The sequence below is a fragment of the Nocardioides sp. BGA-UO-ETr-FS32 genome (assembly GCF_059567905.1).
In genome coordinates this window covers 362460-386699 of sequence record NZ_JCAQOX010000017.1, presented here as the reverse complement: position 1 = coordinate 386699, position 24240 = coordinate 362460, and the positions used below count along the sequence as shown (strand labels likewise).

The 24240-nt window shown below is 73.3% G+C and carries 24 protein-coding genes; 11 read left to right on the top strand and 13 right to left on the bottom strand.

Annotated features, from left to right (window positions below):
- Positions 1–134 precede the first annotated feature (134 nt).
- The 3 genes from AC57BS_RS22040 to AC57BS_RS22030 all read left to right on the top strand — a co-directional run bounded on the left by AC57BS_RS22040 (position 135) and on the right by AC57BS_RS22030 (position 3188).
- Positions 135–956: a CoA transferase subunit A gene (locus AC57BS_RS22040; RefSeq protein ID WP_496413594.1), complete on the top strand. Its 822-nt coding sequence runs from the start codon at positions 135–137 to the stop codon at positions 954–956.
- A gap of 1 nt (position 957) precedes the next feature.
- Complete coding sequence (locus tag AC57BS_RS22035) at positions 958–1626, top strand: 3-oxoacid CoA-transferase subunit B (protein ID WP_496413593.1); 669 nt, start codon at positions 958–960, stop codon at positions 1624–1626.
- A 101-nt stretch (positions 1627–1727) separates the two neighbouring features.
- Entirely contained in the window at positions 1728–3188 is a 1461-nt protein-coding gene (locus AC57BS_RS22030) for a hypothetical protein (protein ID WP_496413592.1), read from the top strand.
- Between the two features lie 86 nt (positions 3189–3274).
- Here the strand turns inward: AC57BS_RS22030 and AC57BS_RS22025 are convergent, their stop codons facing one another.
- Together AC57BS_RS22025 and AC57BS_RS22020 are read right to left on the bottom strand one after the other, a co-directional pair.
- Positions 3275–4699: an HNH endonuclease signature motif containing protein gene (locus tag AC57BS_RS22025; protein ID WP_496413591.1), complete on the bottom strand. Its 1425-nt coding sequence runs from the start codon at positions 4697–4699 to the stop codon at positions 3275–3277.
- A gap of 136 nt (positions 4700–4835) precedes the next feature.
- Positions 4836–5219 carry a VOC family protein gene (locus AC57BS_RS22020; protein WP_496413590.1) on the bottom strand — a complete coding sequence of 128 codons (384 nt, stop codon included), beginning with the start codon at positions 5217–5219 and terminating at the stop codon, positions 4836–4838.
- A gap of 161 nt (positions 5220–5380) precedes the next feature.
- Here AC57BS_RS22020 and AC57BS_RS22015 point away from each other — a divergent pair, with 161 nt between their 5' ends.
- The gene (locus tag AC57BS_RS22015; RefSeq protein ID WP_496413589.1) at positions 5381–6469 is read left to right on the top strand and encodes an alkene reductase; all 1089 of its coding nucleotides are present in this window, start codon (positions 5381–5383) and stop codon (positions 6467–6469) included.
- Positions 6470–6533: 64 nt separating this feature from the next.
- On the opposite strand, the gene AC57BS_RS22010 is transcribed toward AC57BS_RS22015, so the two are convergent.
- Complete coding sequence (locus tag AC57BS_RS22010; protein ID WP_496413588.1) at positions 6534–7901, bottom strand: MFS transporter; 1368 nt, start codon at positions 7899–7901, stop codon at positions 6534–6536.
- Between the two features lie 75 nt (positions 7902–7976).
- On the opposite strand from AC57BS_RS22010, the gene AC57BS_RS22005 reads away from it, so the two are divergent.
- The gene (locus tag AC57BS_RS22005) at positions 7977–9011 is read left to right on the top strand and encodes an LLM class flavin-dependent oxidoreductase (RefSeq protein ID WP_496413587.1); all 1035 of its coding nucleotides are present in this window, start codon (positions 7977–7979) and stop codon (positions 9009–9011) included.
- On the opposite strand, the gene AC57BS_RS22000 is transcribed toward AC57BS_RS22005, so the two are convergent.
- From AC57BS_RS22000 to AC57BS_RS21990, 3 genes are read right to left on the bottom strand one after another with little or no spacing between them, the layout of a single operon-like run.
- The gene (locus AC57BS_RS22000; protein ID WP_496413586.1) at positions 9008–9403 is read right to left on the bottom strand and encodes a low affinity iron permease family protein; all 396 of its coding nucleotides are present in this window, start codon (positions 9401–9403) and stop codon (positions 9008–9010) included. The two genes, AC57BS_RS22005 and AC57BS_RS22000, sit on opposite strands and share 4 nt — an antisense overlap.
- A gap of 9 nt (positions 9404–9412) precedes the next feature.
- Positions 9413–10060, bottom strand: a complete 648-nt coding sequence (locus tag AC57BS_RS21995; protein WP_496413585.1) for a response regulator transcription factor — start codon at positions 10058–10060, stop codon at positions 9413–9415.
- Positions 10057–12168 (bottom strand): sensor histidine kinase, encoded by a 2112-nt coding sequence (locus AC57BS_RS21990; protein ID WP_496413584.1) that lies wholly within the window; start codon positions 12166–12168, stop codon positions 10057–10059. Before AC57BS_RS21990 ends, AC57BS_RS21995 begins: the two co-directional genes overlap by 4 nt.
- Before the next feature lie 182 nt (positions 12169–12350).
- Here AC57BS_RS21990 and AC57BS_RS21985 point away from each other — a divergent pair, with 182 nt between their 5' ends.
- Positions 12351–12971 (top strand): hypothetical protein, encoded by a 621-nt coding sequence (locus tag AC57BS_RS21985; protein WP_496413583.1) that lies wholly within the window; start codon positions 12351–12353, stop codon positions 12969–12971.
- Between the two features lie 92 nt (positions 12972–13063).
- Here the strand turns inward: AC57BS_RS21985 and AC57BS_RS21980 are convergent, their stop codons facing one another.
- The 4 genes from AC57BS_RS21980 to AC57BS_RS21965 all read right to left on the bottom strand — a co-directional run bounded on the left by AC57BS_RS21980 (position 13064) and on the right by AC57BS_RS21965 (position 18287).
- The gene (locus AC57BS_RS21980) at positions 13064–15478 is read right to left on the bottom strand and encodes an ABC transporter permease (RefSeq protein ID WP_496413582.1); all 2415 of its coding nucleotides are present in this window, start codon (positions 15476–15478) and stop codon (positions 13064–13066) included.
- Positions 15478–16245, bottom strand: a complete 768-nt coding sequence (locus AC57BS_RS21975) for an ABC transporter ATP-binding protein (protein ID WP_496413581.1) — start codon at positions 16243–16245, stop codon at positions 15478–15480. The genes AC57BS_RS21980 and AC57BS_RS21975 overlap by 1 nt, the downstream gene beginning before the upstream one ends.
- Positions 16246–16458: 213 nt before the next feature.
- The gene (locus AC57BS_RS21970; RefSeq protein ID WP_496414217.1) at positions 16459–17124 is read right to left on the bottom strand and encodes a response regulator; all 666 of its coding nucleotides are present in this window, start codon (positions 17122–17124) and stop codon (positions 16459–16461) included.
- An 11-nt stretch (positions 17125–17135) separates the two neighbouring features.
- Positions 17136–18287 carry a sensor histidine kinase gene (locus AC57BS_RS21965; protein WP_496413580.1) on the bottom strand — a complete coding sequence of 384 codons (1152 nt, stop codon included), beginning with the start codon at positions 18285–18287 and terminating at the stop codon, positions 17136–17138.
- Between the two features lie 92 nt (positions 18288–18379).
- On the opposite strand from AC57BS_RS21965, the gene sp36 reads away from it, so the two are divergent.
- From sp36 to AC57BS_RS21940, 5 genes are all read left to right on the top strand, one after another.
- Positions 18380–18535, top strand: a complete 156-nt coding sequence (sp36, locus tag AC57BS_RS21960) for a Sp36 family protein (protein ID WP_191194160.1) — start codon at positions 18380–18382, stop codon at positions 18533–18535.
- 1 nt (position 18536) lies between these two features.
- Positions 18537–18992, top strand: coding sequence for a RidA family protein (locus AC57BS_RS21955; protein WP_496413579.1), 456 nt, complete (start codon positions 18537–18539; stop codon positions 18990–18992).
- Between the two features lie 6 nt (positions 18993–18998).
- On the top strand, positions 18999–19871 hold the full coding sequence (locus AC57BS_RS21950; RefSeq protein ID WP_496413578.1) for an NUDIX hydrolase: 873 nt from the start codon (positions 18999–19001) through the stop codon (positions 19869–19871).
- Between the two features lie 64 nt (positions 19872–19935).
- Positions 19936–20745, top strand: coding sequence for an MBL fold metallo-hydrolase (locus tag AC57BS_RS21945; protein WP_496413577.1), 810 nt, complete (start codon positions 19936–19938; stop codon positions 20743–20745).
- A gap of 38 nt (positions 20746–20783) precedes the next feature.
- Positions 20784–21320 carry a TIGR03086 family metal-binding protein gene (locus AC57BS_RS21940; RefSeq protein WP_496413576.1) on the top strand — a complete coding sequence of 179 codons (537 nt, stop codon included), beginning with the start codon at positions 20784–20786 and terminating at the stop codon, positions 21318–21320.
- An 87-nt stretch (positions 21321–21407) separates the two neighbouring features.
- On the opposite strand, the gene AC57BS_RS21935 is transcribed toward AC57BS_RS21940, so the two are convergent.
- From AC57BS_RS21935 to AC57BS_RS21925, 3 genes are all read right to left on the bottom strand, one after another.
- Positions 21408–22712 carry a hypothetical protein gene (locus AC57BS_RS21935; protein WP_496413575.1) on the bottom strand — a complete coding sequence of 435 codons (1305 nt, stop codon included), beginning with the start codon at positions 22710–22712 and terminating at the stop codon, positions 21408–21410.
- Entirely contained in the window at positions 22709–23206 is a 498-nt protein-coding gene (locus AC57BS_RS21930; RefSeq protein WP_496413574.1) for a SigE family RNA polymerase sigma factor, read from the bottom strand. Before AC57BS_RS21930 ends, AC57BS_RS21935 begins: the two co-directional genes overlap by 4 nt.
- Before the next feature lie 225 nt (positions 23207–23431).
- A complete protein-coding gene (locus tag AC57BS_RS21925; RefSeq protein WP_299931229.1) occupies positions 23432–24109 on the bottom strand; it encodes a Crp/Fnr family transcriptional regulator in 678 nt (225 codons plus the stop codon).
- Positions 24110–24240: the final 131 nt, after the last annotated feature.

Here is a 24240-nt window from a genome sequence, read left to right as displayed (position 1 = left end):
GGCCGGCACCGAGACTCAGCCGGGTCCGGGGGAGGTGCCTCCCCCCGGGCCCGGCTGATCCACACACCGGGACCCTGGATTGTGGTCCGTGCCCACACGGTGGCGTCGGTCACACGGCCGCTAGGGTCTCGGGCATGGACAAAGTGGTCTCTTCCGCGGCCGAGGCGGTCGCTGACATCCCGGACGGTGCGACCCTCGCGGTCGGCGGTTTCGGCCTCTCCGGCATCCCGTCGGTGCTCATCGACGCGCTGCTCGAGGCCGGCACGACCGACCTCGAGGCGGTCTCGAACAACTGCGGTGTGGACGAGTGGGGGCTGGGCAGGCTCCTGTTCGCGAAGCGGATCCGGCGGATGATCTCCTCCTACGTCGGGGAGAACAAGGAGTTCGCGCGTCAGTACCTCTCCGGCGAGCTCGAGGTCGAGCTGACGCCTCAGGGCACGCTGGCCGAGCGGATGCGCGCGGGTGGTTCGGGGATCCCGGGCTTCTACACCGCGACCGGTGTCGGCACCCAGGTCGCCGAGGGCGGCCTGCCGTGGAAGTACGACTCCGAGGGCAACGTGCTCGTCGCCTCGCCGCCGAAGGAGACCAAGGTCTTCTCCACCGCCGAAGGCGACAAGGAGTACGTCCTCGAGGAGGCGATCGTGGCCGACTTCGGGCTCGTACGCGCCTGGAAGGGCGACCGGCACGGCAACCTGATCTACCGGCAGTCCGCGCGCAACTTCAACCCGCTCGCCGCGATGTGCGGCCGGGTGACGATCGCGGAGGTCGAGGAGCTCGTCGAGCCCGGTGAGCTGGACCCCAACGACATCCACACCCCGGGTGTCTACGTGCAGCGCGTGGTCGCGCTGACCCCGGAGCAGGCGGCGGACAAGAGGATCGAGCGGGTCACGACGCGGCCACGGCCGACGGGTGCCGCTCCCGCTGACGACGCCGCGACGCACGGACTGGGAGGCTGACATGAGCTGGACGCGTGAGGAGATGGCCGCGCGGGCGGCCTCGGAGCTCAAGGACGGGTCGTACGTCAACCTCGGGATCGGGCTGCCGACGCTGGTGCCCAACTACGTCGCCGACGACGTGGAGCTGGTGCTGCAGAGCGAGAACGGCATCCTCGGCGTGGGGGCGTACCCCTTCGAGGGCGAGGAGGACCCCGACCTGATCAACGCGGGCAAGGAGACGGTGACGCTGCGCAAGGGCGCGTCGTTCTTCGACTCCGCGCAGTCGTTCGGGATGATCCGCGGCGGCAAGATCGACGCCGCGATCCTCGGGGCGATGCAGGTCTCCGCGGTCGGTGACATCGCGAACTGGATGATCCCCGGCAAGATGGTCAAGGGCATGGGCGGCGCGATGGACCTGGTCCACGGAGCCAAGCGGGTGATCGTGCTGATGGAGCACACCGCCAAGGACGGCTCGCTGAAGATCCTGAACGAGTGCGACCTGCCCTACACCGGCAAGCGCGTGGTGCAGCGGATCATCACCGACCTCGCCGTCATCGACGTGATCGACCCCGCCACGGGTGAGGTCGCCCCGTCGGGGACTCTCGGCGACCGGGCGCTGAAGCTCGTCGAGCTCGCCCCCGGGGTCACCGAGGACGAGGTGCGGGAGAAGACGGAGCCGGAGCTGGTCTGACGGCCGGCACCACTGCTCGGGGGCGCTGGCTGTCGCTCAGGGACCGTCGGACTGCGCGATTCGACAACCTGCGGTCCGCCGGTTGCGCCATCATCGAGGCCATGAGCATGCGGTGGCGCCGAGCGGTCACCGTGGGGTGCGCACTCCTGGTCGCCGCCTTGACGGGGTGCAGCGACGACACGTCGAGCAACCCCACCGTCGCAGGGGCCGGCGTCAAGGCGGTCCCAGTCATCCTCGCCGGCACTCCCGAGGGCACCGTGCCGTCAGTCTTCGGACACACCCGCGAGTCGGCCGGCATCCTGCTTGGTGAGCGAGGTCTGGAAGTGCGCTACGGCGAGCAGATCAGCTGTGACCCGGCGGGTCGTCCGGTAGGGACCGAGCCCGCCGCCGGGGCGTCGGTGTCGCCGGGAGCAGCGGTGACGGTCCTGTTGTCCCACCAGGCTGCCAACACCGACTGCGCAGCTGATGCTCGGCGGCCCTGGCGGTTCGTCGACTTCGCCACCGGCCGGGGCCCGGCTCCGCGTTTCACCGACGAGGTTCGCCTCTTCGTGGACGGTGTGCGGACTGGGACGATGTCCGCAGCGGACGCCGCTCGCGGCGCTTGGGGAGAAGACTCCGCGCTGGACATCCTTCGTCGTGGCAGCGAGCAGGTGTTGCGCGTCGGCGACTCCTACCGCACGCCCCAGCTGCAGGTCACCGCAGGCACTCCGCCCGACACCTGGTGCGGAGTTGCGCGGCCGCGAGACGTCGCAGATCGCGAGGCGCTCACCCTCAGCGTCGACTTCGCGGAAGGCGCCACGAGGTCGCGTTGCCCCGCCCGGGTCGCGTTGTACGAGACTGCCGGCGCCATCGACACCGTGGTCGCTTGGTCCGAGAGTGCGCACGGGAGTGACCTGGAACCGATCCCCGACGTGGTCGGCCTTCCCCTGACCGAGGCACGGGACGAAGTCACGGCTGCCGGGTACCCCACCCTGGTCGAGGAACAGGAAACGTGTCACCCGCGCCGCGACGTGGTGGAGCAGGCGCCGAGCCAGCGGGCCGTGGAGACGGACCGCGAGGACCAACCTGACTGGTACGGGGCGGTCACTCTCGTCGTGGAGGTCCCACACGCCGTCCGCGACTGCGCCGGGCTCGACGCGGCCGCGCGCGCGTTCCTGCGCTTCGCCCGGGGCGGGCCGCCACCGGCCTGGGCACCCGAGGTCCAGCAGCTGCTCGGCTACGCCCCGTGGGCCACGGTCACCGCGACTGCCGCGGACGATCCGGCCACGTGGTCGCTCTGCTCCGCGGGCGCGCCGGATGACTGCGAAGTTTCGCCCTGGGTCGTCGCTGGACGCGACGGTCAGGTCGAGACCGGTGAGTTCAGCGATGTGACTCGTCTTCCCGACGGCCAGAGCTGCGAGCTCATCGACCGCGGCGCTCTCCCCAGCGGTCTCCCCGTCGAACGTCAGATCGTGATGTACCCCGCCGAGCTGAGATCCTGCGACGACGACTGGGCGGTCTGGTTGTGGATCGACGACGAGGGACGGATCACCACCGTCAACCTGCTCGTGCCCGACCACTGAGCCTGAAGAGGACCTTTGCCTTCAGTCCCTTTCCGTGGCGCGCCTGCACCCCCGCCGTTCTCGGATCGGCGGGGTGTGGGGCGGGTTCATCGTCGGCGTGGTCGCGGGATGCCGGGCGGTGCGGGTGGTTCGCGGTCGGTGGTGCCGGTGCGGTCGCGTCGGTAGCGGTGGCCGTGGGGCGAGGTCCACTCGAACTCTCCGGGCGCGGTCATCTCGTAGCGCCAGGGCGAGTGGGTCTTGAGGCGGTGGTGGAAGCGGCACAGGCAGGCGAGATTGTCGGTCTGCGTGGGTCCGGGCTGTGGTCTGCCCTCGGCTTCGGCGTCGGGGTCGTAGGCGACGAGGTGGTCGACGTCGCAGGCCCGGGCCGGGCGGGTGCACCACGGGAAAACGCACGTGCGATCCCGGAGCTGGATCTGCTCGCGCATGCGGTCGGGGATCTCGTAGCCCGGGGCGGTGAGCTGGGCGTTGAGGTCGATGACCGGCTTGATGGTGACCTCGGTGCGCGAGTCGGCGCACCACGACTTGATCTGGTCGAGCAGGACGAGGCGCTGCCCGTTCTCCATCCGCCCGGTGGGCCCGAACACCGTGGTGTCGCCGGAGAAGCTGGCGTCGAAATGGGCGTGGATCACAACCTCGCGAGCGGCCGGCAGATTGTCGTTGCTCTCGTCGTCGCCATCGCCCTTGACTGCACCGTCCTGGAAGGCGAGGTCGAGCGCGGTCTGCGTCCGGGCGAGCTCACCGAGGGCCTTGGCGCGTCGTGCGTCGAGCGACAGCTCGGATCCGAGAGCCTTCTGGACCTCCGCACCGTGGGCCACGGCTCGGTCGAGGTCGAGGGCGTCGGCGAGGTCGACCTCCGCCTCGATGCGTATCGTCCCGGCGTAGTGGACGTCGTCCTTGTTCGCGGTGACATGACGCGGGTCGACGTGCTGCCACCCGTCCTCCGGATCCTTCGACGGGTCGGCGGTCGCGAGGTCGTACCGCTTGATCGTCTCCGCCACCAGCCGGTCGAGCTGCGCCGACCCGATCCTCCCTGCGACGGCGGCGACCTGGGAGTCGACGAAACCCGCCGCCTCGGCCGTGAGTGCGGGCGAGGAGTGGATGGTGACCTCCGCGACCGCGCGCGCCCGCCACGCCGGTACTCGCCCGGCGTGGACCTGGTCCCACAGCCGGGGCAGGCGGTGGCGGAGCTCGAGGGCGTGGCCGATGAGCTTCTTCGCCGCCATGGTGGAGATGCCGAGGGTGGTGCCGAGCTCGGCGACGCAGAACTCCGCCACCAGCGGGGCACCTTCGCCGGCGATGGGCTCCTCGTGCTCACACCCAGGGACGGTGAACGAGGCCGCGTCGTGGATCGACTCCGGCGGGTGCAGGTCCGCCCACCGGGCGGCAAGCACGAGCTGGTCGGCCGCGGCCCGGTCCTCGTCCGCCTTGCGGTCGCGGATCGCTGACAGCACGTCGGCGGCCGAGAGGTCGTCTGCGACCCCTCGTGCCTCCGCTGCCAGCGTATCGATCATGTGTTCGAGTCTACGGACACCAACCGACAGTGCCCATGAACAGTGGCCACGGCTGTTGATGGGTGCTGGCCAGCGACCTCGGAAGTGGTTTCGAGGCTCGCTGCGCTCGCACCTCAACCGCCGCGGAGGGTGCTACTCAACCCACCGAGGAGGAGGCGCGGTCCGGGAGCTGCTGGAGCGACCAGCCGTTGCCGTCGGGGTCGGCGAAGAAGACGAACCGGCCCCAGGCGAGCTCGTCGACGTCGCTGACCTCGATGCCGCGCTCGAGCAGCTCGGCGCGTACGGCGTCGGCGTCCGCCACCACCATCTGCAGGTTGTCGAGCGAGCCGGGCGCGAGGCGCGTCAATCCCTTGCCGAAGGCGATGGAGCAGGCCGAGCCCGGCGGGGTCATCTGCACGAACCGCACCTCGTCGCTGACCGTCTGGTCGTGGTCGACGTGGAAGCCGACCTTCTCGTAGAACTCCTTGGCCCGGTCGACGTCGGTCACGGGCACCATCACCAGCTCGAGCTTCATGTCCATGACCCGACCGTAGGGGCGATTCAGGTCACCTGATGTCCGCAAGGCCCACCGGATCGGGGGCCGCGCAGGCGTGTGAGCCTGCTCTCGTCGGGGAACATCGACCGGCGCCGGGTGGCTGAGGGAGTCGTACCGTCCTCAACCCCCTCTGGAGGCAGTCCTTCATGTCCCGTGCATTCGAGCCCCTCGCCGTCGGCCCCTGGAAGCTCCCGCAGCGCTTCGTGATGGCCCCGCTGACCCGCAACCGCGCCGGTGAGGGCAACGCCCCGACCGAGCTCAACGCGGAGTACTACGCGCAGCGTGCCGGCGCCGGGCTGATCGTCACCGAGGGGACCGCCCCCAGCCACGTCGGCCAGGGCTACCTGAACGTGCCGGGCCTCTACACCGACGAGCAGGTCGCCGGTTGGCGCCTCGTCGCCGACGCCGTGCACGCCCGCGACGGCGTGATCGTCGCGCAGCTCATGCATGCCGGTCGTATCGCCCACGCCGACAACAAGGACGGCGTCGAGACGGTCGCCCCGAGCGCGGTGCAGGCGCCGGGCGAGATGGTGACCGCGTCCGGTCCCCAGCCCCACGACGTCCCGCGCGCCCCCGAGACCGACGAGGTCGCCGGCCTGGTCGCCGACTTCGTCACCGCGGCCCGCAACGCCGTCGCGGCCGGCCTCGACGGCGTCGAGGTGCACGCCGCCAACGGCTACCTGCTGCACCAGTTCCTCGACCCGACGGTCAACCTGCGCGACGACGTCTACGGCGGCTCGCCGGAGAACCGCGCGCGCTTCGTCATCGAGGTCGTCACGGCCGTCGCCGACGCGATCGGCGCCGAGCGGGTCGGGCTGCGCCTGAGCCCGGCGCACCAGTTCAACGGCATCGGCGAGGAGATCGGCACCGACCTGACCGCCACCTACCGCGCCGTGGTCGACGCCGTCGCCCCGCTCGGCCTCGCCTACCTGAGCCTGCTGGCCAGCCCCCTGGAGCCGCTCGAGTCGCTGGTCCGCGACCTGCGCGAGCGCTTCGACGGCGTCGTGCTCCTCAACGACGGTTTCGGCGACCTCACCACGCTCGAGTCGGTCGAGCAGCTCCTCGAGACCGGGCTCGCCGACGCGGTGGTCGTGGGTCGGCAGTTCCTCGCCAACCCCGACCTCGCCGAGCGCTGGCGGGCGGGAGCGGAGCTCAACGCGCCGAACCCCGACACCTTCTACGGCGGCGGCGCCGAGGGCTACACCGACTACCCCACCCTCGAGCAGGCCTCCTGAACCCGGAGCTGACCGCTCCCGCGATCCGTCCGGTCGGCCCCAGCCCCCGTGGGGCCGGCCGGACTCAGGCCGTACGCGTCCGCGACGCCGCCAGCACCCCGAGCACCGCCGCGACGGCCGCGAAGGCGAAGACCGTCAGGAACGGGTCGAGGCCCTGCCGCTCGGCCGCCGCGAACGCGGCACCGGCCACCGACAGCGCCAGCGCGGCGCCGAGGGAGTCGGCCACCGACAGGGCCGAGGAGTTGAAGCCCCGGTCGCGGTCGGTCGACGCCTCCAGCATCGCCACCCCGGTGCGCGGATAGGCGAACCCCATGCCCGCGCCGGCGAGGACGTACGCCGCTGCCGGCAGGACGGCGGTCGGGCGGGCGCCGGCGTCGTGCGCGAGCACGGACAGCGCGAGCGCGGTCAGGCCGGCGAGCACGAGGCCCGTGCCGACCACCATCGCGCGGGTGTGCGAGACGCGTTCGCCAAGGCGGGACTGCACCTGGCTGGCGGCGGCCCACACGATCCCGACGCAGGTCAGCGCGATGCCGGCGCGGCCCGGCGACAGGTCCCAGTGCTCCTGCAGGACGTAGACGATGTAGGCCTCGGCGCAGAAGAAGGTCGCGGCCAACAGGCCGCGGGTGGCGACCACCGCCGGCAGCCCGCGGCGGAGCGTACGGCTGCCGGGCGGCAGCAGGCGGCCGAGCGAGACCCAGACCCCCGCCAGCGCAGCAAGCCCGCCGAGGGCGGCGACGCCGCGGGCCGAGCCGGCCAGCTCCAGCACGAGCACCGCCACGGCGCCGAGCCCGGCCCACCAGAGGCGTACGGACGGGGTCGTCACGCCCTCGGCGTGCGGCTCGAGCCCGCGCAGCGCCGGGGCGAGCAGCACCAGCGCGACGGCCACGAAGCCGACGGTGCCGAGGAAGACCCAGCGCCACGACCAGACGTCCGCGACCAGTGCCGCGAGCCCCGGGCCGAACAGCGCCGGCAGCACCCAGGCGGCCGCGAACGACGCGAAGACCGCGGGTCGCATCGCGGCGGGGAAGACCAGCCCGACGACGACGTAGAGCCCCACGGTGAGCGCGCCGCCGCCGAGCCCCTGCAGCACCCGGCCGGCGAGGAGGACCTCCATCGACGGAGCCAGGCCGCACACGAGCAGGCCGGCCGAGAACAGCGCCAGCGACGCCAGCAGCGGCACCACCGGGCCGGTACGGTCGCTCCACATGCCGGCGGCGACCATCCCGACGACCCCGCTCGCGAGCGGCGCGGCGAACGCGAGGGCGTACAGCTCGAGCCCGCCGAGGTCGCGCGCGACGGTCGGCATCACCGTCGTGACGGCCATCGCCTCGAAGGCGACGAACGCGATCAGGGCGAACATCGCGACCGTCGTCGCGGCGTAGGCGGGGGAGAGGATCCGCTCCCGCGGCTCGGTGGTGGTGGTCGTGCTCACGTTCAGGACGGTAGGACCTCAGGTGCACGTGAGGTCAATCGGAATATCCGCACCCTCGGTGGCGCTGGGCAGACAGTGACTGCCCTCTCCGTGCTCGACCTCGTGCCCGTCCGCAGCGACCAGACCACCGGCGACGCGATCGCCGCGTCCCGCTGCCTTGCCCAGGTGGCCGACGAGCTCGGCTACCGCCGCTACTGGGTCGCCGAGCACCACAACATGCCGGCCGTCGCTGCCACCAACCCGCCGGTCCTGATCGCGATGCTGGCCGCGGCGACCGAGCGGATCAGGGTCGGCTCCGGAGGCGTGATGCTCCCCAACCACGCACCGCTCGTGGTGGCCGAGCAGTTCGCGCTGCTGGAGGCGGCGCACCCCGGCCGCATCGACCTCGGCATCGGCCGCGCGCCCGGCACCGACCCCCTCACCAGGTACGTCCTGCGCGGCGGCAGCGCGGAGTCCGCGGACGAGGCGGTGGCGAAGTTCGCCGACTACGTCGAGGACGTCCGGACGCTGATGACGACCGAGGGTGTCGAGCTCCAGGTCGGCCCGCGCCGGCAGCCCCTGCGCGCGACGCCGTCGGCCCGATCGGTCGCCGAGATGTGGCTCCTCGGGTCGTCCGACTACTCCGCCCGGCTGGCCGCGGAGAAGGGGCTGCCGTACGTCTTCGCGCACCACTTCTCCGGCGAGGGCACCGCCGTCGCGCTCGACCTCTACCGCTCGTCCTACCGGCCCTCGCCCGAGCACCCCGAGCCGCGCACCTTCCTCACCGTCAACGCCGTCGTGGCCGAGACCGAGGAGGAGGCGCACCGCCGGGCGCTCCCCAACGTGCAGCAGATGATCGCGCTCCGCACCGGCGCCCCGCTCCACCCGCAGCGCCTCGTCGAGGACGCCGAGGCCGTCGAGATGACCCCCGACCAGCGCTCGCTGGGCCGCGCCATGGCCGCGCGCTGGATCGTCGGCTCGCCCGACCAGGCGCGTACGCGCCTCGAGGAGCTCGCCCAGCAGTACGGCGTCGACGAGGTGATGGTGCACCCCGTCGCGGGTGCGGCGCTCGGGGCCGACGTACGCACCTCGCCGGCCCGCGAGGAGACGCTGCGCCTGCTGGCGGGCTAGTGGCGCTCCTCGAGACCCACCGCCTGGCGGAGCTCCTCGGCGGCCTCGAGGAGTGCGGGGTCGTCGGCGCCGCGTGACTCCATCAGCGCGGCGAGGGCCTCGGCGAGGACGTTGAGCTTCTCCTGCATCGCCTCGGTGTTGCGGCGCCCGGCGTTCTCGAGCAGCACGAGCAGCAGCAGCGACAGCACCGCGGCGAAGGTGTGGATCGCCAGCTCCCACTTGGTGGTGGACTTCCACAGGGGGTAGCTCGCCGCCCAGATGACCAGCACCGCGACCACGACCGCGAAGAACGGCGCCCGGCTGATCGCCTTGGTCGACAGCTCGACGAACCTCTCGAACGGGTCGAGCCCGCTGCTCTTCTCGCGGCTCTCGGCCGCGTCGGTGCGCTCCATGTCCGGAATCTAGTGCCTGCCGAGGCCGGCGTCCCTCGCCCGGATGATCACGTCGGCCCGGTCGGTCGCCTGGAGCTTGGCGAGGATGCTGGTGATGTTGTTGCGGATCGTCTTGGGGGACAGGAACAGCTGCTGCGCGATCTGCGGGTTGGAGCGCCCCGCGGCGATCAGGTCGAGCACCTCGGTCTCCCGCTCGGTCAGCTCGGGGAACGGCCGCTCGGGACGGGCGGGCGGGGTCAGCACCTCCGCGATCCGTGCCGCCAGGGAGGCGCCGAAGACGACGCCGCCGCCGTGGACCGTGGAGATCGCCCGGACGATCTCGTCCTGCTCGGCGCCCTTGCGGAGGTAGCCTCGCGCCCCGGCCCGCAGGGCCGACAGCACGGTGCCGTCGTCCTCGCCCATCGTCAGCACGAGCACGCCGACGCCGGGGTGCGCGGCGACGACCTCGCGGGTGGCCTCGATGCCGTTCATCACCGGCATCTGCACGTCCATCACCACCACGTCGGGCCGGTGCTCTGCGGCCAGCGCGACCGCCTCGGCCCCGTCGGAGGCGCGGGCGACCACCTCGATCCCCGGCAGCGGGTCGAGCAGCGAGGCCAGGCCGTCGCGGTAGACCGGGTGGTCGTCGGCGATCAGCAGCCGGATCGGTGCGGTCATCGGGCGCTCCTCTCCACCCCGGAGTGGCGATCGGTGGGGACCTCAGTGTGGACGACCCCGGCGCCGTACGGGAGCACCGCGCGCACGGTCGTGCCCCCGCCCTCGGGGCACCGCACCTCGCACCGCCCGCCGAGCTCCTCGGCCCGCTCGCGCAGCGACAGCAGTCCCACCCCGGCGTTGACGTCCTCGGCGATGCCGCGACCGTCGTCGGCGACGGTGACCGTGAGCGCTGACGCCCCGGCCTCGAGGCGTACGTCGGCCCGGCGGGCGCCGGCGTGCCTGACCACGTTGGTCAGGGCCTCGGCCACGATGCGGTAGGCCGCCACCTCGACGGCGGCGGGCAGGCCGGACAGGTCCTCGGCGACGACCGTCACCTCGACCTCGGACCGCACCCGCTCGGCCTGCTGCCGCACGGCGGCCTCCAGCCCGAGGTCGTCGAGGGCCGGAGGGCGCAGGTCGTGCACGAGGCGCCGTACGTCGTCGAGCGCCTCGCTCACCTCGGTGCGGGCCAGCGCCACCAGGTCGCGGGCGCGGGCGGGATCGGCGTCGATCGCGTTGCCGGCGGCCTGGAGCCGGAGGGCGACACCGCCCAGCGCCGGACCGAGGCCGTCGTGCAGGTCGCGGCGGATCCGACGACGGTCGTCCTCGCGACCGATCACCAGTCGCTCGCGGCTCTCCTGCAGCTCGGAGGCGAGGAGCCGGGCGCGGATCGCGACGGCCGCCTGGCGGACGAGGTCGACGAGCAGCCCCTGGTCGCGGTGCGACAGCATCGACCGGAACCCCTGCACGGGCAGGACGAGGCGGCCGATGCGCTCGTCGCGGTAGGCGATGTCGATCTCCTGCACCTCGGCAGGCTCGGCGCCGTGCGCGGCGGACAGGCGGCCGCCGTCGTGGGTGAGCACCTCCACGCGCACGTAGCCCACCTTGAACGTGTCGGCGACCGCCCCGGCGAGGGCCGGCAGCTGCTCGTCCACGCTGCCGGTCGTCTCGAGCCGGGCGGCGAGCGACGACACCGCGCCGTAGCGGTCGCCGCGACGGCCCAGCAGCAGCCGGTGCACCAGCCCGCCGAGCCAGCTGCGGAGGGGGCCGTAGACGACGACCGCCAGCACCAGCACCACCAGGGCGACGTCGCGCTCGTCGAGCCGCTCCCCGAGGAGCGCGGTGCCGACGGCCAGCACGGCGAGGTCGACCGCGACGACGAACGCGGCCACCACGGCGGTCGTCAGCGTCCATGCCACGAGCGCGTCCACGTCCCCCACGTCGGGCCGCACCAGCCCGATCGTCACCGACACGGCCAGCGCCGCGACGGCCGTGCCGAGGAGGATCGAGGTCACTATGCCGCCGACGGACAGCCTGACGGCCGCCAGCACCATCAGCACGCACATGATCCCGGCCCACAGCAGCCACTTCAGCTGCGTGCGCTCCGTCGCCGACGCCTGCCGGTGGCGCACCCAGAGCAGCGCGACGGCCGCGACCACCGACCCGAGCGTCAATGCCTGCGCCACGACGAGCAGCCCCGCCCAGACGGCGTCCGACAGGGGCAGCGACACCAGCTGGGTCGACACGTCGGAGGGGCCGGTGTCGGCGAAGACCACGGCGTCGGGGGCCAGGACGAGCATGAGTGGCAGGGCGAGCGCCGCGACGAGCACCGCGACCCCCCAGGGCCGGGCTCGGCCGGGAAGCAGCCGTCCCGTGGGGTAGAGCGCGAGCAGCCACACCAGGCCGGACAGCAGCGTGGCGCCGAACCGGGCGACGTACCAGAGGGCGAAGGCCGTGCCCGGGAAGTCGTGGGCGTAGGCGTAGGTCGCCCATCCGGACAGCACGCCGTCGATCGCCCAGACGAGGCCCACCGCGGCCAGCACGCGTCCGACGGTGTGGCCGGGCCGGGCGTGCAGGACGATCGCGGCCGAGAGCGCCAGCAGCACCCCGGGCAGGACCGTGCCCGACGCGCTCCCCGTCTCCGAGGCCGCGCGCTCGGCCGCGGTGGTGGACAGGTCCAGCCAGACCGAGACGACCAGCGTCCCGACTGCGACGAGGCCGAGCAGCACCGAGCCCGGCCGCAGGCGTCGGGCGACGAGGATCGTGCGCGCGGTCGTCTGGGTCGTCACGGGCAGCAGTATCACCGCGGGCAGGTCCCGGTGTCCCGGGACCAGGGTCCCCTCGCGCAGGGACGGCCGAACGGGCCGACGTCGGGACCGCGCTCCCTGCCGTCCGGGTCGACCGGACGGCCAGTGTTCCGGCATGCCGCTCCCGCGGCGTCCCGACACCCGAACGAACAGGAGTCACGACCGTGACCGTCTCGCACACCCCCACTCCGGCCCGCTCCGACGTCGCCATCCCCGCGGCGGAGACCGGGACCCCGTCCCGTCCCTACCTCGTCCACGGCCGGATGCTCAGCCTCGGTGCCGTCGCCTGGTCGCTCGGCATGGCCTTCTTCGGCTTCGACCCCACCGAGACCGTGCCGCTGGCCCTGCACGGAGCCGGCGCCGCGCTCTTCCAGCTCGGGCTGTTCTTCCTGCTGCGGGTGCTCTGGAGGACCCGGGCGCTCGGAGAGGGCAGGCTCGCGCGGGTCGTCCTGAGGCTGGAGGCGGCGTTCATCGCGCTCGCCGTCTGCTCGACCTTCGTCGACGCGATCGCCGTCTCCGACCTGAGCAAGCCCTACTGGGCGGCGCTCGACGCCTTCTGGCCGCTGTCGATGCTCGGCATGTTCCTCATCGGAATCCGGATCGCGATCGCCGGACGCTGGCAGGGGGCCTCGCGCTGGTGGCCGATGGTCGCCGAGAGCTGGGCGGTCGTCTCGGTCCCGTCGCTCGTCCTCCTCGGCGAGACGGTCGGCCTCGTCGTGGCCTGCGTCCACCTGCTCGTCGGCTACACGGTGCTCGGCGTGCTGGTCAGCCGGAAGACGCACTGACCCCGAGCGCAAGCGACGAGCCTCGAAACCACGGTCCGCCGTGGTTTCGAGGCTCGCTGCGCTCGCACCTCGACCACCGGGAGCGGCCACGCTCACTCCAGCGCGAGCCCGGCCGCCGGCGTCACCCGTGCCGCCCGGCGGGCGGGCACGACGCACGCGGCCAGGCCGGCGAGCCCGGCGAAGGCGGCGACCGCGCCGATCTGCCACACCGGCACCGTGAACCCGGCTCCGTCCACGACGCCGGCCACCATGACCTGCACGCCCACCCACGCGAACACGAGACCGATGGCGGTGCCGAGGACGGTCGCGACGGACGACAGCAGCAGGCCCTCGACGGCCATCGCCCGCCGCAGCTGCCGGCGGGTCAGGCCCATCGCCCGCAGCAGCGCGTTCTCCCGGGCCCGCTCGAGCACGGAGAGGCCGAGGGTGTTGGCGATGCCGACCAGGGCGATCACGATCGCGACGGCCATCAGCCCGACGACAGCCCCGGTCAGGATGTCGACCTGCAGGTCGACCCAGGTGCGGTTGCCGAAGCCGCCGCCCAGCTCGGCGCCGGCCGCCCCGGCGAGCGCCGCGAGGTCGCCGGAGAGGTCCTCGGCGTCCGTGCCGTCGCCGGCCCGCGCCCAGACCGCCATCGGGCGCGGGTCGGGGTCGAGCGCCGCGAGCGTGGCCGGCGAGACCAGGCCCGCCCGGCCCCAGCCGCTGCCGGTCTCGACCTGCAGGGTGCGCTCGCGACCGGCGACCACGACGGTGAGCTCGGCGTCCTCCCACACCCGGTCGGCCGCGCGGGTCGGCAGCTCCTCGACGACCGCGTACGGCAGCAGCACGACCCCGTCCGCGGGGGCTAGATCGGCCGGGCCGCGCACGACTCCGGTGTCGGCGCCGGCACCCAGCAGCGGGATCTCCACCCCACCGGCCGTGGCCACGGTGCCGTCGAGGCTGCGCGCGTCGGTGACCCCGGTCGTCCCGGCCACCCGGTCGACGAGGGCCACCTCGAGCGGCGCATCGACGGCGGTGATCGTGGCGTCGAGGGGGTAGGACTCGTCCATGTCGCGGTCGATCGCGGTCCGCGACGACGCCAGCCCGGTCAGGATGGCCGTGGTGAGGGTGACGCCGACGAGCAGCGACGCCGCGGTGGTCGCCGTACGCCGCGGGTTGCGCACGGCGTTGCCGGTGGCGAGCCGGCGTACGGGACCGGCCGCGGGCAGGCGGTCCGCGAGCCGGATCAACCGCGGCACCAGCACCGGTCCCACGAGCAGCACGCCGACGAAGGACACGACGCCGCCCGCGAGCATCGCAGGCAGCGAGCTGGCGGCCACGGCGAGGGCGAGCAGGGCGCTGCCGCCCGTGAGGCAGAGCGCGGCGAGGCCGAGGCGCCAGCGCCCCGCGGCGGAGCGGACGTCGACCCCCGTGTCCGGTCGGAGCGCGGCCAGCGGGGCGACCCGCGTCGCCGTACGCGTCGGGAGCCAGGCGGCCCCGAGCGTGACGAGCGTGCCGACCGCGAAGGCCGTACCGGTCCACACGGGATCGAGCGCGGCCGGACCCATGTCGGTGAACCAGCGCCGGACGAGGGCCACCAGCCCGGTGCCGGCCAGCGCGCCGAGGACGACCCCGACGGCGGCCGCCACCAGGCCGAGTGCGAGCGCCTCGAGCCGGATCGCGCGGCGCAGCTGCCGGCGGGTCACCCCGACGCAGCGCAGCAGTGCGAAGTCACGCATCCGCTGGGCGAAGAGGATGGCGAAGGTGTTGGTGATGACCAGCACGCCGACGAAGAGCGCGATCGCGACGAAGAGCAGCGCCATGATCGCGATGACGTCGACGCCGCGCGAGATCTCCGCCTGGCGGGCGGCGACCCAGTCGGCGGCGGGCTCGACGGTGGCGTCGGGGGCGGCCGTACGGGCCTGCTCGGCCGACCCGCCCCAGGCGACCGCGTGGACCCAGAGGGTGTCCTCGAGGCGGCGCAGGTCGTCCCACGGCACGTAGAGCGCGGCGCCCATCGCGGCCGGGCTGTCGACCATGCCGACGACCTCCACGTCGACCGCAGCGTCCCCGGTGCCGACCCGCACGACGTCGCCGAGCCGGACGTCGTTGCTCTTGGCGCGGTTGACGTCGGCCAGGGCCTCGCCGGCCGCGGCGGGGAACCGTCCGTCCTCCAGGTCCTGCCACTGCATGCGCGGGTCGAGCGCCGCCTCCGCGACGTCGACGCTCGCGGCGAGCTGGACGCCGTCGCGGGTGACCGGCTCCATGGCGAAGCCGAGGGTCAGCGCCGGGACGCCGGTGTCGGCGGCCGCCTCGACGAGGCTGGTCACGTCCTCGGTGGTGGACGTCGTCACGACGTGGTCGACACCCCGCACGGGCGCGCCGACGTCGGCGGTCAGGCCGGAGCGGGTGGCGCCGGTGAGCATCCCGACGACCACGATGAAGGCCACGCCGATCGCCACCGCGACGGATGCGGCGACGTACCGGCGGGTGTGGTGGCGCATCGACGCCACGAGCACGGTGCGCATCAGGCGATCCGCCCGCGCAGCGCGGCGACCAGCTGGTCCTGGCCGGGGTCGGTGAGGTGGGCGGTGACGGCGCCGTCGTGGATGACGACGACGTCGTCGGCGTACGCCGCGGCATCGAGCTCGTGGGTCACCATCACCACGGTCATGCCGAGCTCGCGGACCGAGCGGCGCAGGTGGCCGAGCACCTCGGCGCTGGCCTCGCTGTCGAGGTTGCCGGTGGGCTCGTCGGCGAACACGATGTCGGGCTGGGTGACCAGCGCGCGGGCGATCGCGACGCGCTGCTGCTGGCCGCCGGAGAGCTGGCTGGGCAGGTGGCCGAGCCGGTCGGCGAGGCCGAGGACCCCGACCACCTGGTCGTAGCGGTCCCGGTCGACGGCTCGGCCGGCGAGCTCGAGGGGGAGCAGGATGTTCTGCCCGGCGGTCAGCATCGGGAGCAGGTTGAAGGCCTGGAAGACGAAGCCGATGTGCTCGCGGCGGAAGAGGGTCAGCGCGGTGTCGTCGAGCCCGGCGAGGTCGCGGCCGGCGACGGTGACGGTGCCGGAGGTGGCCGCGTCGAGGCCCGCGAGGCAGTGCATGAGGGTCGACTTGCCGGAGCCGCTCGGGCCCATGATCGCGGTGAAGCGGCCGGCCGGCAGGTCGAGGTCGACGCCACGCAGGGCATGGACGGTGCTGTCGCCGTCGCCGTAGGTGCGGGTCAGTCCGCGGGCGCTCGCCGCGGTGGCGGTGCCGGTCGGGGTTGTGGTGCCGGTGTCGAGTGTCGTCGTCATGGGGACAACGCTCGTCGTCGGCGGCCTCCCGATCGTCGGCCCGGGGCACGGACCTGCGGTCGGTCCGCGGTCGTACGCCGCGGTCCGGCGTACGACCTGGGGAGGACGGCGGACGGCGGGGTTTGCACCCGGGTTTCGTGCTTATCGGTAGAGATCTCTACCGATAAGCAGGGCGGTCACCGGATATCCGGTGACTCCAGCCCCCACCGCGCCTCACGCCCGGACGAGACCGGACTCGTAGCCCAGCACCACGAGCTGGACGCGGTCGCGCGAACCGGTCTTGGCCAGGATCCGGCCGACGTGCGTCTTCACGGTCGTCTCGGCGACGACGAGGTCGGCGGCGATCTCGGTGTTGGTGCGGCCGCGCGCGATGAGGGTGAGCACCTCGACCTCGCGCTCGGTGAGCGGGTCGAGCCGGTCGTCGGCCACCGCGGGCACGGCGGGGTCCGGCAGGGCGGCGAAGTGGTCGAGCAACCGGCGGGTGGTGCTCGGAGCGACGACGGAGTCGCCGGCCACCACCGACCGGATCGCGCCCAGCAGGTCGGGCGGGGCGGCGTCCTTGAGCAGGAAGGCGGAGGCGCCGGCGCGGATCGCTGCGAAGGCGTGCTCGTCGAGGTCGAAGGTGGTCAGCACGATGACGCGCGGCGCGCCGGGCACCGCCAGCAACCGCCGGGTGGCCTCGACGCCGTCGAGACGCGGCATCCGGACGTCCATCAGCACGACGTCGGCAGCGGTGACCGCGAGCCGCTCGAGCGCCTCGCCGCCGTCCCCCGCCTCGCCCACGACGACCATGTCGTCCTGGCTCTCGACGAGCATCCGGAAGCCGGCGCGCACCATCTGCTGGTCGTCGACCAGGAAGACGCGGATCGGTGTCGTCACGTCGTGCTCGCTCACAGCGGCAGCCTCGCAGACACCGCGAACCCGCCGCCGGGGGCGGGGCCGGCCTCCAGCGTGCCGCCGTGCACCGCGGCCCGCTCGCGCATCCCGGTCAGGCCCAGGCCGCGTCCGTCCGAGGCCGCGGCCGCACCGCGCCCGTCGTCGCGCACCTCCACCTCGACCGCTCGACCGACGGTGACCCGCAGCGCCACCACGGCTCCGGGGCCGGCGTGCTTGCGGACGTTGGTGAGGGACTCCTGGACGATGCGGTACGCCGCCAGCCCGACGCCGTCCGGGACGTCCGGGGCCGCCTCCGGGAGGTCGGCCTCAACCCGCATCCCGGCCGCGCGGGCCTCGTCGACGAGGTGGCGTACGTCGTCGAGGCCGGGCTGCGGCGCCACTCCGGTGTCGCCGTCGCGCAGCAGCCCCAGCAGCCGACGCATCTCCGTCAGTGCCTCACGCCCGGTGGTCGAGATGGTCTCCAGCGTGCCCACCGCGACGTCGGGGTCCTTGGCGGCGGCGTACCGGGCGCCGTCCGCCTGCACCACCATCACCGACAGGCCGTGCGCGACCACGTCGTGCATCTCGCGGGCGATGCGCGCGCGCTCGTCGCGCGCCGCCAGCTCCACCTCGCGCTCGGCGATCCGTTCTGCCTGCTCGGCCCGCGCGACCAGCGAGGCGACGAACCTCTCGCGTTGCTGCGCGGCGAACCCGAGCGCCCACGCGGCGGTGACGATCGCGCTGATGGTGACGACGTAGGGCGTGACGGCGGAGAGGGTGATCGTCGGGGCGCCGAAGCCGCCGATCCAGCTCCAGGCGGCCACGACCGCCCCGACGTAGCCGACGAGCAGCGCCGCCACACCGTGCGGTCGGGGGCCCCACCTGGCCACGGAGTAGGTCGCGACCGGGAAGGCCAGCTGGCCGAGGATCGGCAGGTCGTGGAGGGGTGCCTGGGCGGCACTCGCGAGGGCGACCGCCGCGAAGACCGCGCTCGGGTGGGCGCGGCGCCACCACAGCGGCGCCACCTGCGCTGCCGTCAGGAGGGCGGCGAGCGGCTGCCCGGTCAGCAGGTGCCCCATGAAGCCCGGGACGAGCAGTCCGAGGGTGAGGGACGCGTCGAACCACCACCGGCCGCGTGGGCCGAGCCGCCAGGGGTGGGAGTCCATGGTGCGGACCCTAGACGCCGGGTGCGGCGGCGTACGTCAGCCCACGGGAGGACGCCGGTGCGACCCTGGTGGCGCCCGAGTAGGGTGCCGACATGACCCAGTGGGAATACCAGGTGGCGCCGATTCCGCTCCACAACGAGGCCCTGATGCTCAACAACTTCGGCCAGGACGGCTGGGAGCTGGTGGCCATCCACACCAACGCCCAGGGCGGCCTGGTGGCCTTCCTCAAGCGTGCGAAGGCGGCCTGACGTGTCGGCCGAGGCCCGCCTCGCCGAGCTGGGGATCACCGTCCCGGAGGTCGTGCCTCCTGTCGCGGCCTACCAGCCCACCGCCCGCACCGGGAACCTCGTCTTCACCGCAGGCCAGCTGCCCGCGCGCGACGGCGAGATGATCGCGGTCGGCAAGCTCGGTGGCGAGGTCAGCGAGGAGCAGGGCTACGAGTGCGCTCGGCAGTGCGCCCTCAACGCGCTCGCCGCGGTGAAGGCCGAGATCGGCTCGCTCGACGACGTCAAGCGCGTGGTCAAGGTCGTCGTCTTCGTCGCCTCCACGCCGGACTTCACCGGCCAGCCCAAGGTCGCCAACGGCGCGTCCGAGCTGCTCGGCGAGGTCTTCGGCGACGCCGGCAAGCACGCCCGCTCCGCCGTGGGCGTCTCGGTGCTCCCGCTCGACGTGCCGGTCGAGGTCGAGATCGTCGTCGAGGTCTGACCCTCCGTGCAGCGACTCCCGCTCCCGGACGCCCTCGTGGCGCAGGCCCGCTCGTACGCCTCGGGCGAGGCCGCGCCCGCGGAGCCGCGGGACGCCGCCACGGTGGTGCTGCTGCGCCCCGGCACTGTCCGTGCGCAGGCCGGGCCGGAGGTCTACCTCCTGCGCCGGCAGACGTCGATGGCCTTCGCCGGCGGGATGTGCGTGTTCCCCGGCGGCGGGGTCGACCCGCGCGACTTCGACGACGAGCTGCTCGACCGCGGGCTGTGGGCCGGCCCGTCCCCGGCCGAGTGGGCGTCCCGCCTCGGCTGCGACGAGGCGAAGGCCCGTGCCTTGGTGTGCGCGGCCGTGCGGGAGACGTACGAGGAGTCGGGTGTCCTGCTCGCCGGTGCGCACGCCGACTCCGTCGTGGCCGACACCACCGGTGACGACTGGGAGGCCGACCGGGTCGCCCTGGAGTCGCGCGAGACGTCGTTGACCGAGTTCCTCGAGAAGCGCTCGCTCGTGCTGCGCACCGACCTGCTCGGCGCGTGGTCCGGCTGGCTCACGCCGGTCTTCGAGCCCCGCCGCTACCGCACGTGGTTCTTCGTCGCCCGGCTGCCCGAGGGCCAGGTCACCCGCGACGTGTCGTCGGAGTCGTCGTCGGTCACGTGGACCGGGGCGCTCGACGCCGTCGAGCAGGTCGAGCAGCAGCAGATCCTCATGCTGCCCCCGACCTGGCTGACCTGCCTCGAGGTCGGCCAGCACGCCGACCCCGACTCCGTGCTGGCCGCGGCGCAGGACCGCACTGTCGACATGTTCATGCCCGAGGTGGTCGCCGACGGTGACGAGTTCATCCTCTCCACGCCGCCGCACTACACCGAGTTGATGGCCGCACGATGAGCTTCACCCCACGACGTTCTTCTCCTCCGCTGCGCTCCCCCGAACAACGCCCCGGGGACCCCGAATGACGTGGAGCGGGGGCTCCTTCGGCGACACCGGCACCTGCGTGCTGGCCCCCAACGCCGACGTGATGACCCTCGACGGCACCAACACGTGGGTGCTGCGCGACCCCGACTCCTCGCGCTCGGTCGTCGTCGACCCCGGTCCCTCGATCGCCTCGCACCTCGACGCGATCGACGCAGCCGCCGGCGACGTGTCCGTGGTGCTGCTGACCCACCACCACGCCGACCACAGCGAGGCCGCCCGGGAGTACGCCGAGCGGCACGGATGCGGCGTACGCGCCCTCGACCCGGCCTACCGGCTCGGCTCCGAGGGCCTCGGCGAGGGCGACGTCGTCGCCGTCGGCGGCCTCGAGCTGCACGTCGTGGCGACGCCGGGCCACACCGCCGACTCGCTGTCCTTCGTGGTGCCGCAGGACCGAGCCGTGCTGACCGGCGACACCGTCCTGGGCCGCGGCACCACCGTCGTCGCGCACCCCGACGGCCAGCTCGGCGCGTACCTTTCCTCCCTCCAGCGGCTACACGCGCTCTGCGGCGAGCAGGGCATCAGCACGGTCTGGCCCGGGCACGGTCCGGTCATCGACGACGCGCTCGGTGCGCTCGACTTCTACCTCGCCCACCGCCAGCAGCGGCTCGACCAGGTCCGCGACGCGCTGCGCGACCTGCACGCGATCGCCCGGGAGGGCGGCAGCTTCCCCCACGAGACGCTGCCGCGCGCGATCGTCGAGATCGTCTACGCCGACGTCGACCCCGTGCTGTGGGGGGCCGCCGAGCTGTCGGTGCGCGCCCAGCTGGCCTACCTCAAGGGCGATTGACCCTTGCGCCGGCCCCACCGGAGGAGTGAGGTGGAGCCATGAGCAGTCCGCACCAGCCCGTCGTCGTCCTGTCCCGCGCCCTCGACCAGGCCGGCGACGCCCTCGCCGCCGTACGCGCCGAGGACCTCGACAAGCCGACACCGTGCCACGGATGGACCGTGCGTGAGCTCGCCGACCACCTGGCGGCCGCGCCCGAGCACTTCCTGCAGATGGCGCGCGGGGAGGAGGTCGACTGGACGGCCGGCACCGGCGTCGAGCCCGATGCCCTGACCGCGCACTTCCGAACGCACGCCGACGACCTCATCCACCACTGGCACGGCCAGTCCGACGAGCAGGCCGGCCAGGCCGACTGGCAGAGCGCCGAGCTCGGTGTCCACACGTGGGACCTGCTGCGCGCGACCGGCCGCACGATGCCGCTCGACGAGGAGGTGGCCGAGCGCGGCCTCGCCTTCATGCAGCAGGGGTTGACCGAGGAGAACCGCGGCGGCGCCTTCGGCCCGGCGGTGTCCGTGCCCGACGACGCGTCCGCGTACGAGCGTTTGGTGGCGTTCGCGGGCCGGGACCCGCGGGCCTGACCGTCGGAGACGCGCGGACAGAAGTCGGCCAACCGGTGCCGGGCCACGCTCGGCGGCACGGTGGTCTGCGAGGTTATGTCCGCGCGTCTACGCCCAGCGGCGCCACAGCAGGCGGAGCCCGAGCAGCACTGCGATGGCCGCGGCCACGCCCAGCCCGATGAACAGCGAGAGCTCGATCCCCAGCGGCGTCGGCGGGTCGTCGGTCGCGTCGCCGAAGTCGTGGGTCAGCGGTTGCGCCGAGGTGCCGTCGAGGTCGGGGATGAGGTCTACAGCGAGGCTCAGTGCGGCGGCGGGGATGTCGCGCGACACGATGCGATAGGTCCACTGCGACTCGGGGGCGTTGGGGGCGGTGAGGAGCGCGAGGTGCGGCCCCTCGACGTAGGAGCCGTCCGGCGCGTCGACGCGTGCCACGACGAGCGTGTCGGTCGCCCAGCCCAGTGGCCGTACGGTCGCGCCGTCGGGGTAGAGGTCGCTGGCGAGGGCGCGTTCGGTGAACCGTCCGCCGGTCAGGAAGTCGACCGCCGCGGCGTCCGCGCTCGAGGCGAGCGCGATGGTGTCCCCGGCGGGCGAGGCGGTGGCGGCGTGGTTGCGACCGCGTCGCCCGGCGTCGAACGCCGTCTGCTCCGACATCCTCATCCGCCCGTAGGCCCCGACGCGCGACCACTGGCGCGGCCCCTGGGCAAAGAACGTCACGTTGCCCTCGTCGTCGACGGCCGACCACTCCACCTGCTTGCCGGTCGTGGTCGTCTCCTGTGAGAGGACGCCGACGGGATCGACAGGCATCCGGCTCACGGCATCGTCGGCGAACCAGGTGAGCCACTGGCCCGAGGACGACCACGAGATGTCCTCGGGAGTGATCGAGCCTGCTGAACCGCTGGACATGAGCCGGGTTTCGCCGCTGACGAGGTCCACGAGCGCGAACCCGTCACGCGGCCGCCCCTCGGCGTCGGACTCGATCGTCCAGGCGAGGAAGGTCCCGTCGGGGTTGAGTGACAGCAGCCCGCCGTCCCAGCCCGCCAGGTCGAGAGCGTGGTAGCGCCCGTCCGCGGCCGTGACGAGCAGGGGTTGACCGTCCGACCCGACGAACGCGACGGACGCCGGCCCCACCGCGAGGTCGGTGGTCACCTCCGCGTCGCCCGGGTCCTCGATCCGGCTGGGGATCGCGCCGCCCTGCGGGACCTCGGACGATGCCGTACGCACCTCCCGGTCCGGCGCGGACCAGAGTGCGACGCCGCCGCCGACGGACGTCAGGACCACGATGACCGCAGCCACCACCAGCGCCTGGCCGCGGTGGCGCGCGGCCTGTCCGCGACGCCAGAGGTCGTCGGACACGGGGAGCGGGGTGACCTCGTCGGCCACGCGGTGCATCCGGGTGCGCAGGTCGTCGGTCATGCGTCTGCTCCGATCAGGTCGGCCAGCTCGGGGGCCAGCGTCCGTAGTCGCGCCAGGGCCTGCCGGGTCGTGGACTTCACGGTGCTCGTCGAGAGGTTGAGCGCACGTGCGGTCTCGACCTCGGTGAGGTCCTCGTAGAAGCGCAGCACCAGCACGGTCCGCTGCTTGGCGGTGAGGCGGGCGAGCGCCTGGTCCAGCGAGAGCCGCAGGTCGGTGTCGACGGCATCGACCGCGCCGTCGTGGCCGAGGAGCGGCGACTCGGCGATCCGTCGGCGGCGCCACCACGAGATGTTCTGGTGGTACATCGCGCGCCGGACGTACGCCTCGGGCGAGGTGTGGATCCGCTTCCAGTGCCGCGCCGCCTGCAACAGGGCCGCCTGCACGAGGTCCTGGGCGAGGTGGTGGTCACCCGTCAGCAGGTACGCCGTCCGTGACAGCGACGCTTGGCGTCCCGCCACGAAGGCGTCGAAGCCCGCCTCGTCCCCTGTGATCACGTCGAACCCCCTTCACGACGTACGACGCAGCCGGGCGTCGTGCCGGGTGGCAGTGATCCCGGAAAGTTCTCGACCGCCTCTGCATCGCGCGCCTGACCGCCGTACGGACCGAACGGCCGCCGGCGTCGGCGGCTGCCCGTGCGACACGGCGGCCCGGCGGTGTTCGGTCCGTACGACGTGCCGGTGACACGCGCCGTGTCGGAGGTCAGGTGCGGCGAGGAACCTTCAGCGGGCGCGGCGGGAGAGGCGCTCGAGGTCCATGATCACCACGGAGCGGGGCTCCAGGCGCAGCCAGCCGCGCGAGGCGAAGTCGGCGAGCGCCTTGTTGACCGTCTCGCGGGAGGCGCCGACCAGCTGGGCGAGCTCCTCCTGGGTGAGGTCGTGGTGGACGTGGACGCCGTCGTCGGCGGTGCGGCCGAAGCGGTCGGCGAGGTCGAGCAGTGCCTTGGCGACGCGGCCCGGCACGTCGGAGAAGACGAGGTCGGCGACGACGTCGTTGGACTTGCGCAGCCGCGAGGCGAGCTGCGACAGCAGGCCGCGGGCCACCTGCGGGCGGCCGTCGAGCCAGCGCAGCAGGTCGTCGTGGGACAGCGAGCCGAAGGAGGCGTCGGTGACCGCGGTGACCGTCGCCGAGCGCGGGCCCGGGTCGAAGAGGGAGAGCTCGCCGAACATCTGGCCGGGGCCCATGATGGCGAGCAGGTTCTCGCGGCCGTCGGAGGAGGAGCGGCCGAGCTTCACCTTGCCCTCGGTGACGATGTAGAGCTTGTCGCCCGAGTCGCCCTCGTGGAAGAGCACGTCGCCACGGCGGAGCTTGGTCTCGGCCATCGAGCCGCCCAGCGCAGTCGCCGCCTCGTCGTCGAGCGAGCTGAACAGCGGTGCCTGCCGGAGCACGTCGTTGTCCACGTCATTCCTCCCATTGGGGTGCGTCCCGTCCAGTGGTGCTCGGGATCCGGCACGATCCTAGCCGTGGTCCGGCTCACAACCGCGACTCCGCGCCACATGTGCGCGGTTTGCCGGCTTCGGCGGTGTCGGAG

Coding starts and splice junctions, on each gene's coding strand:
- AC57BS_RS21945 (WP_496413577.1), top strand. CDS start 19,936: ATGACGTGGAGCGGGGGCTCCTTCGGCGACACCGGCACCTGCGTGCTG.
- AC57BS_RS22040 (WP_496413594.1), top strand. CDS start 135: ATGGACAAAGTGGTCTCTTCCGCGGCCGAGGCGGTCGCTGACATCCCG.
- AC57BS_RS21980 (WP_496413582.1), bottom strand. CDS start 15,478: ATGCGCACCGTGCTCGTGGCGTCGATGCGCCACCACACCCGCCGGTAC.
- sp36 (WP_191194160.1), top strand. CDS start 18,380: ATGACCCAGTGGGAATACCAGGTGGCGCCGATTCCGCTCCACAACGAG.
- AC57BS_RS21965 (WP_496413580.1), bottom strand. CDS start 18,287: ATGGACTCCCACCCCTGGCGGCTCGGCCCACGCGGCCGGTGGTGGTTC.
- AC57BS_RS22030 (WP_496413592.1), top strand. CDS start 1,728: ATGAGCATGCGGTGGCGCCGAGCGGTCACCGTGGGGTGCGCACTCCTG.
- AC57BS_RS21935 (WP_496413575.1), bottom strand. CDS start 22,712: ATGACCGACGACCTGCGCACCCGGATGCACCGCGTGGCCGACGAGGTC.
- AC57BS_RS22035 (WP_496413593.1), top strand. CDS start 958: ATGAGCTGGACGCGTGAGGAGATGGCCGCGCGGGCGGCCTCGGAGCTC.
- AC57BS_RS22015 (WP_496413589.1), top strand. CDS start 5,381: ATGTCCCGTGCATTCGAGCCCCTCGCCGTCGGCCCCTGGAAGCTCCCG.
- AC57BS_RS21995 (WP_496413585.1), bottom strand. CDS start 10,060: ATGACCGCACCGATCCGGCTGCTGATCGCCGACGACCACCCGGTCTAC.
- AC57BS_RS22000 (WP_496413586.1), bottom strand. CDS start 9,403: ATGGAGCGCACCGACGCGGCCGAGAGCCGCGAGAAGAGCAGCGGGCTC.
- AC57BS_RS21975 (WP_496413581.1), bottom strand. CDS start 16,245: ATGACGACGACACTCGACACCGGCACCACAACCCCGACCGGCACCGCC.
- AC57BS_RS22025 (WP_496413591.1), bottom strand. CDS start 4,699: ATGATCGATACGCTGGCAGCGGAGGCACGAGGGGTCGCAGACGACCTC.
- AC57BS_RS22020 (WP_496413590.1), bottom strand. CDS start 5,219: ATGGACATGAAGCTCGAGCTGGTGATGGTGCCCGTGACCGACGTCGAC.
- AC57BS_RS21940 (WP_496413576.1), top strand. CDS start 20,784: ATGAGCAGTCCGCACCAGCCCGTCGTCGTCCTGTCCCGCGCCCTCGAC.